Origin of the sequence: Nonomuraea sp. NPDC052129 (assembly GCF_040680095.1) — a bacterium.
Lineage (GTDB): Bacteria > Actinomycetota > Actinomycetes > Streptosporangiales > Streptosporangiaceae > Nonomuraea.
Map to the genome: position 1 here is coordinate 146378 of NZ_JBFAVX010000001.1, position 13144 is coordinate 159521.

Consider the following 13144-nt stretch of genomic DNA (forward strand, 5'->3'; position numbering starts at 1 on the left):
ACGCGGCCCCGGCCCGTCAGTGCGGGAACTGCTCCGGATCCACGTCGGAGGTGCGGGCGTTGCCGCCGGAGATGGCGTGCAACGTGACCCGCCAGTCGTGCCAGCGGATCTGCGTCGCGGTGAACGTGGTCTTGAACTTCACCGTCTTCTGGAACCGCTCGAAACTGCACTCACGGGTGAACGACTTGCTCTTGCCGTCCCAGTCCACACCGTGCGTGAAGAAGATCTTGTAGCTGCCGTCGCGCACGCCCCTGACCTTGAACTTCGCCTTCTTGCGCACGTACACGCTGAACGCCGTGGACTTGCCCTTCAGGACGGTGACGACCGCGTCGCGGGTGCCGCCGTTGTCGATCTGCAGCGAGCTGCGTCCCGACATGCTGGTCTTGCGTAGATAGTGGCCGTTGCCGAGCCGCCTCGACTGCTTGCCCTTGGCCTTCATGGTGACCACGTCGGCCGGATAGCCGCCGGCGCCCTGCAGCGCCTCGCCCGCCTGGTCGAGCGAGTCGAGCCGATCGCCCAGGTCGGTCAGCACGGCCGACGACGTGCACAGGTTGCCGCTGCGGACCTTGCCCACGGTGGTGCCGAGCTGGGTGGCGAATTCGCGCAGGCTGGCCACGTACGCGTCGTGCTGGGCGCGCACCTCCTGCGGCGGCGCGATGACGGTCAGCTCGTTGGCGGCGCCCAGCAGTTGCTCCTGGGCGCTCTGCACGCGCTGGTTGAGCGTCTTGACGGTACGGGCGCCGGCCATGGCGTTGATCGCGTCGAGCATGGCCTTGTGCTTGGTGCCCAGCTCGCTCTTGTACGCCTCGGCGGTCAGCGCGGCCGGGCCGGTCGGGCCGCTGCTCTGCGGGGTGGCGGGACCGGAGTTCGCGACGATCGAGCCGGTGCCGCCGCCGACGCCGCTCACACTGGCCTCGCCGCCGCTCGGCCGCTGGGGCGTGGCGGAGCACGCGGCCAGTGTGAGGGTCGCGACCGCGAGCGTGGAACAGATCAAGCGAGGGGGAGCCACGTGCCACACTATCGCCGGATTGATCCCCACCCGTCAATTACGATTCGGTCAGTCCCTCCTCGCGGTCCTGCCGCAGCCACCTGGTCAAACCGAGCATCTCCAGGAAGGGCAGATCGTGACTGGCCACGATCAGCGCCCCCCGGTAGGCGGCGAGCGCCTGCGCCAGCTGGCGGACGCTGGGCATGTCGAGATTGTTGGTCGGCTCGTCGAGCAGGAGCAGCTGCGGCGGCGGCTCCGCCGACAGCAACGCCGCCAGGGTCGCGCGGAACCGCTCGCCGCCCGACAGCGTGCCCACCGGCCGTGCCACCCGATCGCCCCGGAAAAGGAACCGCGCCAGGCGGGCGCGTACCTCGTTCACCGGCGCGGACGGCGCCAGCGCGCGGACGTTGTCGAGCACGCTCAGCGAGTCGTCGAGCAGGTCGAGCCGCTGGGCCAGGTAGCGGACCGGGACGTTCGCCCCGTGTTCGGTGATGCGCCGCAGCAGGGTGGTCTTGCCGGACCCGTTGGGGCCGAGCAGCGCGATCCGCTCGGGTCCGCGCACGACCAGTTGCTTCAACGCCTGATCGGACTCACGCGTCGTACGGGACAGCGGGAGTTCCAGGACGACACGGCCGGCGGGCACCGCGGTGCCCGGTAGCTTGATGCGGATCTCCGCGTCGTCGCGGACCGCCTGCTCGGCCTCGGTCAACCGGTCACGGGCCTCCTCCAGCTTCTCGGTGTGCATGTTGCGGTGCTTGCCCGCCGACACCTGGGCCTGGCGCTTGCGCGCCTGCATGATGATCTTCGGTTCGCGCTTGCTGGCGTACATCTTCGCGCCGTAACGCTGGCGCCGGTCGAGCTTGGTGCCGGCCTCGACCAGCTCGCGCTGCTGCCGCTTCACATCGGCCTCGGCGACCCGGACGCCGCGTTCGGCGGCCTCCTGCTCGGCGGCGAGGATCTCCTCGTACGCGCTCAGGTTGCCGCCGTAGCGGCGGACAGTGCCCTCGCGCAGGTCGGCGATGCGGTCGACGAGCTCGAGCAGCGCCCGGTCGTGACTGACGACCACCATCACCCCCGGCCACGCGGCGACCGCGGCGTAGAGCCGCCGCCGCGCGTCGAGGTCGAGGTTGTTGGTGGGCTCGTCGAGCAGCAGGACGTCGGGCCACTTGAGGAACTGGGCGGCCAGCGCGACCATGACGGTCTCGCCGCCCGACAACGTGGCGACGGTACGGTCGAGCCCCACGTGGCCGAGGCCGAGCGGGTCCAGCTCGGCCCGCGCGCGCTCCTCCACGTCCCAGTCGTCGCCGACGGCCGTGAAGTGCTCCTCGGCGACGTCGCCGGCCTCGATGGCGTGCAGCGCCTTCCGGGCCGCGCTGATGCCGAGCAGGTCGGACACGGTACGGGCGGCGTTCAGGGAGAGGTTCTGCGGCAGGTAGCCCACCTCTCCCATGACCGAGACGGATCCGGCAGAGGGGACCAGCTCGCCGGCGATGATCCTGAGCAGGGTGGACTTGCCGGAGCCGTTGGCCCCGATCAGGCCGGTGCGCCCGGCCGGGAAGGCGGCGTCGAGGCCGTCGAGCACAGAGGTGCCGTCGGACCAGGCGAAGGACACGCCGTCGACGACGATGGAGAATGACATGAGGTGGCTCCCGTCACAAAGATCGAAATTTCGTGACTTGGCGGGAAACACCGCTGAATACGACGCCTGACTACGGCGGCTTGAATGCGACAAAAGCCGAGAAGGATCGTACGCCGAAGGAATCGGCCAGGTGCGGTGCCCGCGACCTCAGACCCTCACGTCAACTGCCCCCAGGGCTCGGCGATACGTCGCAGAGGACTGTACCCGGCCGGAAATCATCCGGCAAGGCATTTATCCGGTAAGGCCCCTGGCCCGATGGGCCGCCACGTTCACCCGGTTGGCGCAGGCCAGCGAGCAGAACCGGCGCCGACCGTTGCGCGAGGTGTCGACATAGACCGTCTCGCACCCCGGCCTGTCGCACCGGCCGAGCCGGCGCCCGTCGGAGAACGAAATAGCCATGGCCAGCCCGCCCGCGGTGGTGTCCTTCGCCCTGCTGACGATGTCGGCATCGACGGAGAAGAAGTGCAGGTGCGGCTCGCGGCCGTCGTGCGCGCTCACATAGGGCTTGGACGCGGTGATGTCGAGCAGGCCGTTGATCAGCTTGATCTGGGCGTCCTGGTCCTGCTCGCCGAAGAGCGGGGCGAGGCGGTGCCGCCACTCCGCCAGTTCGGCCGCCTGCTCGGGCGTGACCTGCGGGCGGAGCATGGCGTGCTCGGCGAGCATCGCCTCGACCGCCTCCGGCCGGAAGTCGGTGCCGTTGACCAGAGCGGCCGCCAGGGCGGCGCCGTTACCTCCGTAAGCATTGAAATGCATAAGACCATTACATCAGGCTGGAGTCATGCATTCCAGAGACCTCCACGATCCGCTGGCTCTCGCCGTCGTCTCCTCCCACATGACCTCCGAGGGCGTCGTGTCCTACCTGCGCTGCGCCTGCGGCGCGTGGGAGGTGCGGACCGCGCGCCTGGTCGGCACCGCCCGCCCGCGCGGCGGCGTACGGCGGCGCGTCTGACGATCGGGCATCGACTGGCATGGGGGGCGGCACCTAGAGTCGGCAGCATCGTCCCCACCAGGAGGCCAGGCATGTCCAGCATCCCCGCCCTGCTGCGCGACCGGATCGCGGCCACCCCCGACGCGGCCGCCTATCTGGTGCCGTCGGACGACGGCTGGACCTCACTGTCCTGGCGGGACGTCGGCGAACGCGTACGCGGGCTCACGCTCGGCCTGGCCGCCCTGGGCGCCGGTCCGGGCACCCGCGTGTCGATCCTCTGCTCCACCCGGCTCGAATGGGTGCTGACCGACCTGGCCGTGCTGTCGACCGGGGCCGCGACCACCACGATCTACCCGTCCAACACCGCCGCCGAGTCGGCCTTCGTCATCACCGACTCCGGCAGCACGATCGTCGTCGCCGAGAACGACGACCAGGTGGCCAAGCTGAGGTCCGTACAGAAGGAGCTGCCGGACGTCACGCAGGTGGTCGTCATCGACGGCGCGCCCGCCGACGACGGCTGGGTGGTCACGCTCGACTCGCTGAGCACGCCCGACGCCGCCCACCTTGATTATGACGCGATGGTCGACGCCATCGGTGAGCACGATCTGGCCACGCTCATCTACACCTCCGGCACGACCGGCCGCCCCAAGGGCGTGGAGCTGACCCACGACAACTGGCTGTACGCCGCCGACGCGGTCCGCAAGATCGAGCTGATCTCCGAAGACGACCTGCACTTCCTCTGGCTGCCGCTGTCGCACTCGTTCGGCAAACTGCTGCAGGTGGTGATGATCGACATCGGCGTGGCCACCGCGATCGACGGCCGTCTCGACCGCATCGCCGACAACCTCGGCACGCTCAGGCCGACCATCATGGCCGCCGCGCCGCGCATCTTCGAGAAGATCCACAACACCGTGGCGTCCACGGTGGCGCGTGAGGGCGGCGTCAAGGCGCGCATCTTCGCCTGGGCCAGGAAAACCGGCATCCGGGTCAGCAAGGCACGCCAGCGCGGCGCCGCGATCCCGCTCAGCGTCCGCCTGGAGTACGCGCTGGCCGACCGGCTGGTGTTCGCCAAGCTGCGGGAGCGGTTCGGCGGCCGGATCCGCTACTTCATCTCCGGCTCGGCACCGCTCAACCAGGACATCGCCGAGTTCTTCGACGCGGCGGGCCTGACGATCCTCGAAGGCTACGGGCTGACCGAGTCGTCGGCGGGCAGCTTCCTCAACCGGCCGGACTCGGTGAAGTACGGCACGGTCGGGCCGCCGTTCCCCGGCACCCGGGTGCGGATCGCCGAGGACGGGGAGATCCTCATCGGCGGGCGCGGCATCATGCGCGGCTATCACAACCTGCCGGAGGAGACGGCTGAGACGCTGTCGGACGGCTGGCTGCACACCGGCGACATCGGCGAGCTCGACCAGGCCGGGCGGCTGATCATCACCGATCGCAAAAAGGAGCTGATCAAGACCTCGGGCGGCAAGTACGTGGCCCCCACCTACCTGGAGGGCCGCATCAAGGCCACCTGCCCGTACCTGTCGCACGTCTTCGTCCACGGCGACCGGCGCAACTACGTCACGGCGCTGGTGACGCTCGACATGGAGGTCGTCAAGCCCTGGGCCGAAGCCGAGGGGCTGCCCCTCGACCCTGAGCGGCTGCGCGAGCATCCGCGCATGCGCGCGGAGGTCGAGAGCGCGGTCAAGCAGGTCAACGCCGATCAGGCCAGTTACGCGACGGTCAAGAAGTTCGCGATCCTGGCGGCGGACTTCACGGTGGAGACGGGCGAGCTCACGCCGAGCCTGAAGGTCAAGCGCAAGGCCGTCGAGGAGCGCTACGGCGACACGCTCGACTCGTTCTACGCGTGATCTTCAGACATCACAGCACCCGTTTGGCGCCCGGCAGCGATCGTACGAGGTAGGCCAGTCCCCAGCAGACCGGCAGCGCGATGACGGCCGCGACAGCGAACTTGACGATCGCGATCGCGTGCAGCCCGCTCAGCGCGTAGCCGATCGCGACCAGGACCAGCGGGTGGATGATGTACACGGTGAACGCCTGGGCCGACAGCCACTTGCCGCGCGGCCCCTGGTGGCTGAAGCGCTCCCTGAAGACCACGGTGAGCCCGATGATCACGCTGACCGCGAAGGCCGACTCCCAGGTGGCGGTCACGGCGGTCGACAGCACGCCCGTGGTGACCTGCGAGAGCGGCAGCAGCACAGCGCTCACCAGGGCCGCGATGCCGAACCCGAGCGGCCCCGCCTTGGCGGGCAGGGTCATGAACCAGCCGCGCCTGAAGGCGATGAGCCCGACCACGAACATGGCCGCGTACTGCGGCAGGAAGTACGGCGTCGGCAGCCCGAGCACCGGCACGTAGGAGCCGACGGGCACCGGGATACGCCACAAGGTGGTGGCCACCGACAGCCCGACGGTGAACAGCACGATCCAGCGCGCCCGCAACACCGAGTGCCGCACCCCGAACGGCGTCTCGACCGGCGCGCTGAAGCGCCGCCACAGCGCGTAGAGGGCGGCGAACACGATCAGCACCTCGACGAACCACATCGGTCCCGGATCCCACGACCCGATGTAGTACTGCCAGTACGGCAGCGAGGCGTAGTCGGAGCGGTAGGAGCCGATCGTCACCAGCGGCCGCAGCACGAGCAGGAAGACCAGCAGCGGGATGCCCAGCCGGATCAGGCGGTCCCGCAGAAATGGCTGCCTGCCCTTGCGGTCGTAGGAGCCGGGGGTGAAGAAGCCGGAGATCAGGAAGAAGAAGCCCATGAAGAACGCCTGGTCGAACACCACGAGGATGTCCAGCGCAACCCCCGAGGGGTCCTTGGCGGGCTCGGTGTAGAACCAGAGCGGGATGTTTCCGTAGGTGACCGCGACATGGTGGATGACGACCAGCGCGGTCAGCACGATGCGCAGGTTGTCGATGGCGAAGAGCCGCGTGGCAGTCCTCGGCTCGGTCTTCATTATTTGACAGCCCTCTCGAATAGGTCGGCCAGCTCTCTGGCGTGTGCGTCGAGGTCGTGGTCGGGATAGGTCACCCAGTAGCCGAACATGTTGTCGATGGCCGACGACATCGTGACGGCCATCACGCGGACGTCGAACGTCCTGAACTCCCCGGCGGCCTGGCCGGCGCGGTAGATCCGCTCCAGCCCCGCGTAGGTCTCCTCGTTGGCCTTGAAGCCGTAGCGTGGCCGGCCGTCCGCGGTGCGCAGGTTGTAGTAGATCTCGCCGAGCGCCCTGAGCTGCGTCCGGTGCGCCTTCATGTGCTCGGCGACCGCCAGGATGTACGTCCTGAGCAGGCCCGTGGCCGATTCCTGCCCCTCCATCCGGGCCCGCACGTGCTCGTCGATCGCGCTGTAGACCTGGTTGACGACCTCCTCCATCAACTCGTCCTTGCCGGCGAAGTGATAGGAGATGACGCCCTTGCTGATCCCGGCGTGCTGGGCGATCCGGGCCAGCGACGCCCCCGCGAACCCGGACTCGGCGATCACCTCGATCGCGGACGCGACGATCTGGGCCCGCCGCGCCTCTTCGATGAACGAACGCGCTTTCTGGCCGCTCGGTTCATTTTCTGACCGCATGGCCAAAATTTAACACATGCGGTCATCATTCGCGCATCGCCCTGGTCAGAGGCGAAGCCACCCCGCCCGGCCGTACCATCCGCCGCCCGCGGCGAGGTGGTCGGCGATGGCCCGCTCCAGCCGCGTACGGCGGGGCCACTCGGCGGGGGCCTCCGATCCGAAGACGAAGTCGAGCACGGCGCTGGTGTCGCACCGGTGCAGCAGGTGGAAGCGGCGCTGGAAGGCGACGATGTTGGAGCTCCCGGGCAGGTAGCCGGCGAGCTGGTCGTCGAGCAGCCACGAGTGGCACGTCGCGACGAGGAAGCGTTCCTCCGGGAAGCAGCGCGGGAAGAACTCCCTGGCCCGCTCGAAAGACGCGTCGCAGGCGGCGGGCGTGAGGGGGCCCTTGAAGTCGGGGATGTGCACGCCCAGCGCCGGATCCCCCGGCCCGGCGGGCAGCCCCGCCGCCGCGACGCCCTCGCCGGTCCTGGTGCCCATCCTGACCCGCTCGAACTGCAGTCTGCCCAGCTCGTACAGGATGCCGCGGGCGTGCCGCATGAACCACCTGGGGTGGTGCAGGCCACCGGTGCCGTGCCGCTTGCGGTGCGCGGCCATGTTGCGGCCCAGGTCGGCGAGCGTGGCCCGGGAGACCTCCTCTGGAACGCCGTGTCCGCGGTGATACCGCCTGGTGTACGGCAGGGCGGCGACGTACACGTGCACGAAGAAGTACGGGCCCAGCTCGGGCAGGTCGGGAAAGGCAGGGGGCGGGTCGAGGCTGCCCATGGCCGACACCAGCGAGCCGACACACCGTTCGGCCAGCCACCACAGCGGGCCGCCCGGCTCCGGCAGGGTGGTCAGGACGGCGCCGATGTCCTCGTGCGGCACGGCGAGCCTGACCAGCTCGTCCGCGAGGTCGTCGGGGAAGGCGATCTTGGCGGGACCGCCGGATTCGAGGTGGCCGAGTCAGTCGGGGTGGTCACGGAGCAGCGTCTCGAGGTCCATCGGCCTCAGCGTAGACGCGACTGGTAAACCGCTCTGGCCTGTCGCAGCACGGCCAGGTGGTCGACGAGCTGGTCGCGGTCGGCCAGCCTGGCGTGCTGCTTGATGAGGTCTTCCAGCAGGTCGAGCCAGTCGAGGCACCACCGCACGTCGGCTGGCGTGGCCACCGGCCTGCCGTCGACGTCCACGTACACGGGGCTGGTCAGGGCGTAGCCGGTGTGGTTGAGCGTGCGCGGGTGCGGGTCGCACAGGGCCTCGGCGATCACGTACGTGGGACGGTCGGTCTCCAGCTCGACCGTCACGCTCAGCACCTCCTCCTCGCCGCGCCAGTGGACCGTGGGCGGGCGCCCACCGGCCTCGGCCCACTCGCCGGGGCTGGTCGCGGGCTCCAGGCCGCGCACCTCGCCGCCCCACCGCTCGCCGGCGGGCAGGCGCTCCGCCCCGGCGCGGACGCCCTCCGCCGTACGGACGCGGACCGCCGTGACCTCCGGGCCGATGGCGGTGGCGGTGACCGTCAGCCGGTCGCCGCGGCACGTGTCGATCGTGTCGCCCGGTCCGTACCCGTCGACTGAGAGCTCCAGCCAGGGCCCGGTGGTGGCGAACGTACGGCCGGCCCGTACCGCCTCGGCGAACGACGCGGCGGTCAGCGCGCCCTCCACCTGGGCGTAGACGCGGGCCCAGCCGGGCGGGTTCGACTGGTTGCCAGCGCGGGTGAAGGAGATCATCGAGTCGGTGCCCGCCGTGACGGCCAGCCGGTTGCCCGCTCCGATCAGCCGCCGGTACACGGCCGCGCTCGCCGTGATCGAGGAGTGTGTCAGCACGTCGAGGCTGTCGACGAGCCCGAGCGCGGCGTCGGCGACCAGCTCCCTGGCGGCGCAGTTGCGCGGCGCGGGCCAGACGATGGACTTGGGCGAGTCGCAGTCGCCGATCGGCTGGTGGAACGGGTGGCTGTAGCCGACGAGCGCCCCCAGGCCGCGCAGCTCGCGCAGGCCCTCGGCGTTGGGCGGCCAGTCGGCGTCCCCGTCGAACCCGGTGTGGAAGCGCTCCGGCGCCGCCCGTGGCGCGAAGGCGTAGACGTGGCCGAGCAGGTCGTTGCGGTATTCGGCGCCCATCCTGGCCAGGTGGGTCGCGTCGGACCAGGGCAGGTCGGCGCCGCTCCAGTGGTCGAGCGCCGCCCGGTCGTAGACGCGGCTGCCCGACACGTTGCCGGCCACCAGGTTGAGCACATGCAGGTCCTCGCCGTGCTGCGCCGCCGCCGCGTCGGCCGGCAGGCCGACCACGTCACCGGCCCAGTTGAGGTGTACGTGCATGTCGCCGCCGTACCAGCCGAGGGCCGCGGCGTCGTAGATCCTGCGCGGGGCCAGCCGTACCAGGTGCTCCTCGCCCGGCTCCGGGGTGATCTCCGCGGTGGCCGTGCCGTACTCCATGCCCCTGGTCACCGTGACCGTCAGCGGCTCGGCCGGGACGCGCAGGACGAGGTCGTCGCCGTGGAAGTACGGGCGGCCGTGGAAGTCGTGGCGGTGCGGGGTCGCCTCGGGGAACCAGCCCTGTCCGTCGGCGCCGGCGACGCTCCACCGGCAGGGGAACCCGGCGCTCAGCCGTAACGTGGCCGCCGGGGCCGTCCTGGTCAGCCCGTCGATCGGCACAGGTGCTCCGTCGACGGTGACCGTGCTGTCGCCGTCGATCTCGACCAGCCAGGCGCCTCTCGGCGCGACGACCCGTTCGGCGCCGTCCACGACGACGGCGCTGGCGACGGCGCGCCGCGAGTCGACCAGCATCGCGAACCGCGGCGGTCCGGTGCGATCCGCACGGTCCGGCGGCCCGCCTGTCGCGGGGTCCGGCACAGCTTGGGGTACGCGGTCCAGCAGCGCGCGTGGCGTGCAGTCCAGCACTGCGCCGCCGAACGTCAGGCGCAGGGCGGCCAGGTGGGCGGGCAGTTCGCCGTCGAGCGCGTCGCGCAGGAGCTCGTCGAAGTCCAGCTCCGCCAGGCGGGTGGCGAGCAGGTCCTGGGTCTCACCGGGGTGACGCTCGGCGAGGCGGCCGTAGGCCAGCCGCCAGAACAGCTCCATCTGGGCGGGAGGCAGGACCCTGCGCCTGGCGAAGAGCTTGACGTAGTGGATCTCCGGCTCGCCCCAGGTGATGCCGTGCTCGCCGAGCAGCCGCCCGTACTCCGCCAATGCCCCTGTGACCGACTCCGGCAGCCCCGATTCCGCACCCATATGCCCCTCCGAGCGTTGGTGGGGGCAATAGTGACATGAATCACGTCACTGAGTGATTACGGGGCGTAGAAGCGGATGGGATATACCACCCAGCGGAGGAGGAATCTCAACCCGAGACCCACTCACCTATGCCGATCACCGGCGCGGGCGCTCGAAAGCGGACAGGAGACGGTCGGCGGCGAGGGCCGGTGTGAGGGTGCCCGCCAGGACGTCCCGCTCGACCTCCTCCGCGATCGCCGCCACCTCCGGCGCGTCCCGGAGCTCGGTCAGCAGCCGGTCGCGCACCAGCGTCCACGTCCACTGCACCTGCTGGCGGCGGCGCTTGGCGGCCAGGTCCAGCGACTTCTGGTGGGCCAGCACTTTGCGCCACAGCTCGTCGAGCCCCGCGCCCGTGAGGCCGCTGCAGGTGAGGACCGGCGGCGGCACGCTGTCGGAACGCAGCATGCGCAGCGCCCCCGCGAGCTCCCGCGCCGCCTTGCGCGCCGCGGGCTCGTGCTCGCCGTCCGCCTTGTTGACCGCGATGACGTCGGCCAGTTCGAGCACGCCCTTCTTGATGCCCTGCAGCTGGTCCCCGGTACGCGCCAGGCTGAGCAGCAGGAACGTGTCGACCATGTCGGCCACCGCCGTCTCCGACTGGCCGACGCCCACGGTCTCGACGAGCACCACGTCGAACCCGCCCGCCTCCACCACGACCATGGCCTCCCTGGTCGCCTTGGCCACGCCGCCCAGGGTGCCCGAGGTGGGCGAGGGCCGGATGAAGGCGGCGGGGTCCATCGACAGGCGGGCCATGCGGGTCTTGTCGCCCAGGATGCTCCCGCCGGTCCTGGTGGAGGAGGGGTCAACGGCCAGTACGGCGACCTTGTGGCCCTGGCCGGTCAGCATGGTGCCGAGGGCGTCGATGAAGGTGGACTTGCCCACGCCGGGCACCCCCGAGACACCCACCCGCGTGGCCCCGCCGGACAGCGGGGTGAGCTCGACCAGCAGCCGCTGGGCGAGCGCGATGTGGTCCGCTCTGGTCGACTCCACGAGCGTGATCGCGCGGGCGATCCAGGTACGCGAGCCTTCGCGCACCCCACGGGCATAGTCCTCCAGCGAGCGCACTCGCCCCCCTTTCTCAGGCTTGGTCAGCTTAACTTCCGACAGATCCTGACTTTTGGCGCTAGGGTGCTGGACGTCTATTCTCAGCTGTCACAGGAGTCACTCCGCTTATGCCCAATGTCGAACCCCTACGAGCGGGCGACCCGGCGGCGGTGGGGCGTTATCGGCTCGTCGGACGGCTGGGCGCGGGCGGTCAGGGCGTGGTCTACCTCGGCCAGGCGCGCAACGGGGCACCGGTCGCGATCAAGGTACTCCGCGAGGACATCGCGGGCGACGACCGCTTCGCCAAGGAGATCGCCGCGGCGCGGCGGGTGGAGCCGTTCTGCATCGCGCAGGTGCTCGACGCGTCGACCTCGGGCCGGCCGTACATCGTGACCGAGTACGTGGACGGCCCATCTCTCCAGCACGCGGGCCTGCACAGCGGGGCGCGGCTGCAACGGCTCGCGGTCGCGACGGCGACCGCGCTGGCCGCCATCCACCAGGCGGGCGTCGTGCACCGCGACTTCACGCCGTCGAACGTCCTGCTCGGACGGGACGGCCCGCGCGTCATCGACTTCGGCATCGCCCGTGCGCTGGTCTCGGGGGTGACCTCGACGAGCAGCATCGTCGGCACGCCCGCCTACATGGCGCCGGAGCAGCTGGCGGGGCAGGTGGTGGGGGCTCAGGCGGACGTGTTCGCGTGGGCATCGGTGATCGTTTACGCGGCGTCGGGGGTGCCGCCGTTCGGCGACGACTCGCTGCCCGCGGTGATCAACCGCATCGTGCACAGCGAACCGCAGGTGGGTGAGCTGCCTGAGCCGCTGCGTTCGGTGGTGCTGAGCTGCCTGGCCAAGGATCCGGCCCGCCGCCCGTCCATGCAGGACGTGCTGCTGCACCTGCTCGGCGGACAGTCCCGGCCTCCGACGCCGCCGGAACAGCCTGGATACGGGGCGGACCAGTCTGGGTACGGCGACTCTGGGTACGGCGACTCTGGGTACGGCGACTCTGGGTACGGCGACTCTGGGTATGGTGGCGCGCCCGAGCAGCCTGACTACGGTCCCGCGCCGGACCAGGCCGGATATGGCGCCGTACCGGACCAGGGCGCTACTCAGGTGAGCCCGCAGGCGGCCGGGGGCGAGGGCAAGGCGCGGCCCCGGCGGCGGCGCGTGAAGACCGTCGCCATCGCGGGCGCCTCCGGCATCTCGGTGCTGGCGCTGGGGGCGGCGATCGTGTGGCTGACCCCTTCGACGCCGCAGCCGAAGACCAAGAACCTGTCCGGCGCCTCCACGCCGACCCCGTCGGCCATCTCCCCCACGCGTACACCCCGCCCGAAGAAGACCCGCACGTCCCAGCCGTCCCCGGACCCCGCGAGCCAGAACGGCACCCCCAGCGCGGACCCGACGGCCACTTCCGTCGCGGGCGGGCAGCTCAAGGTCCGGTACGTCCGCGCCGGCGGCGCGCTCGACAACGGGTGCTACTCCGGTGGCCAGGTGACGCTCAGGGGGCTGGTCCAGCGCCAGGGCGATCCGCTGAACTTCAGCTTCGCCTGGGTCATCGACGGCAGGACGGTGTCGCGGTCGACGGCCACCATCCCGCAGGACGGCGAGCTGTACCTGACCTCGCCCCGCAACATCAACGGCAGCGGGAGCACCCACCTCGCGACCCTGCGGATCACCTCGCCCGTGGCCAGGCAGCGGAGCGTCTCCGTCACGCTGTGCCCGGGCGAGACGAACTGAC

General features: G+C 70.6%; 11 protein-coding genes. 3 read left to right on the forward strand and 8 right to left on the reverse strand.

Annotation, left to right across the window (positions count from 1 at the left end):
• Positions 1-16: 16 nt before the first annotated feature.
• From AB0L53_RS00685 to AB0L53_RS00695, 3 genes are all read right to left on the reverse strand, one after another.
• Entirely contained in the window at positions 17-1009 is a 993-nt protein-coding gene (locus AB0L53_RS00685; protein WP_363988370.1) for a hypothetical protein, read from the reverse strand.
• A gap of 37 nt (positions 1010-1046) precedes the next feature.
• Complete coding sequence (locus tag AB0L53_RS00690) at positions 1047-2627, reverse strand: ABC-F family ATP-binding cassette domain-containing protein (RefSeq protein ID WP_363988373.1); 1581 nt, start codon at positions 2625-2627, stop codon at positions 1047-1049.
• Positions 2628-2858: 231 nt separating this feature from the next.
• Positions 2859-3380, reverse strand: a complete 522-nt coding sequence (locus tag AB0L53_RS00695) for a CGNR zinc finger domain-containing protein (RefSeq protein ID WP_363988376.1) — start codon at positions 3378-3380, stop codon at positions 2859-2861.
• 25 nt (positions 3381-3405) lie between these two features.
• Between AB0L53_RS00695 and AB0L53_RS00700 the strand changes: the two genes are divergently transcribed.
• Positions 3406-3576, forward strand: coding sequence for a hypothetical protein (locus AB0L53_RS00700; RefSeq protein ID WP_363988378.1), 171 nt, complete (start codon positions 3406-3408; stop codon positions 3574-3576).
• Positions 3577-3647: 71 nt separating this feature from the next.
• The gene (locus AB0L53_RS00705; protein WP_363988381.1) at positions 3648-5411 is read left to right on the forward strand and encodes a long-chain fatty acid--CoA ligase; all 1764 of its coding nucleotides are present in this window, start codon (positions 3648-3650) and stop codon (positions 5409-5411) included.
• 10 nt (positions 5412-5421) lie between these two features.
• Here the strand turns inward: AB0L53_RS00705 and AB0L53_RS00710 are convergent, their stop codons facing one another.
• From AB0L53_RS00710 to meaB, 5 genes are all read right to left on the reverse strand, one after another.
• Positions 5422-6516, reverse strand: a complete 1095-nt coding sequence (locus tag AB0L53_RS00710) for an acyltransferase family protein (protein WP_363988384.1) — start codon at positions 6514-6516, stop codon at positions 5422-5424.
• Complete coding sequence (locus tag AB0L53_RS00715; protein WP_363988387.1) at positions 6516-7133, reverse strand: TetR family transcriptional regulator; 618 nt, start codon at positions 7131-7133, stop codon at positions 6516-6518. The genes AB0L53_RS00710 and AB0L53_RS00715 overlap by 1 nt, the downstream gene beginning before the upstream one ends.
• 45 nt (positions 7134-7178) lie before the next feature.
• Positions 7179-8042, reverse strand: coding sequence for an acyltransferase domain-containing protein (locus AB0L53_RS00720; protein WP_363990305.1), 864 nt, complete (start codon positions 8040-8042; stop codon positions 7179-7181).
• Between the two features lie 77 nt (positions 8043-8119).
• Positions 8120-10330: a CehA/McbA family metallohydrolase gene (locus AB0L53_RS00725; RefSeq protein WP_363988390.1), complete on the reverse strand. Its 2211-nt coding sequence runs from the start codon at positions 10328-10330 to the stop codon at positions 8120-8122.
• 135 nt (positions 10331-10465) lie between these two features.
• Positions 10466-11431, reverse strand: coding sequence for a methylmalonyl Co-A mutase-associated GTPase MeaB (gene meaB, locus AB0L53_RS00730; RefSeq protein WP_357946064.1), 966 nt, complete (start codon positions 11429-11431; stop codon positions 10466-10468).
• Positions 11432-11538: 107 nt separating this feature from the next.
• Between meaB and AB0L53_RS00735 the strand changes: the two genes are divergently transcribed.
• Positions 11539-13143 (forward strand): protein kinase, encoded by a 1605-nt coding sequence (locus AB0L53_RS00735; RefSeq protein WP_363988393.1) that lies wholly within the window; start codon positions 11539-11541, stop codon positions 13141-13143.
• Position 13144 lies beyond the last annotated feature (1 nt).

What these genes read in the sequence shown, in the direction of transcription:
- AB0L53_RS00690 (WP_363988373.1), bottom strand. Translation starts at nt 2,627, where the DNA reads ATGTCATTCTCCATCGTCGTCGACGGCGTGTCCTTCGCCTGGTCCGAC.
- AB0L53_RS00715 (WP_363988387.1), bottom strand. Translation starts at nt 7,133, where the DNA reads ATGCGGTCAGAAAATGAACCGAGCGGCCAGAAAGCGCGTTCGTTCATC.
- AB0L53_RS00725 (WP_363988390.1), bottom strand. Translation starts at nt 10,330, where the DNA reads ATGGGTGCGGAATCGGGGCTGCCGGAGTCGGTCACAGGGGCATTGGCG.
- AB0L53_RS00705 (WP_363988381.1), top strand. Translation starts at nt 3,648, where the DNA reads ATGTCCAGCATCCCCGCCCTGCTGCGCGACCGGATCGCGGCCACCCCC.
- AB0L53_RS00710 (WP_363988384.1), bottom strand. Translation starts at nt 6,516, where the DNA reads ATGAAGACCGAGCCGAGGACTGCCACGCGGCTCTTCGCCATCGACAAC.
- AB0L53_RS00735 (WP_363988393.1), top strand. Translation starts at nt 11,539, where the DNA reads ATGCCCAATGTCGAACCCCTACGAGCGGGCGACCCGGCGGCGGTGGGG.
- AB0L53_RS00695 (WP_363988376.1), bottom strand. Translation starts at nt 3,380, where the DNA reads ATGCATTTCAATGCTTACGGAGGTAACGGCGCCGCCCTGGCGGCCGCT.
- AB0L53_RS00700 (WP_363988378.1), top strand. Translation starts at nt 3,406, where the DNA reads ATGCATTCCAGAGACCTCCACGATCCGCTGGCTCTCGCCGTCGTCTCC.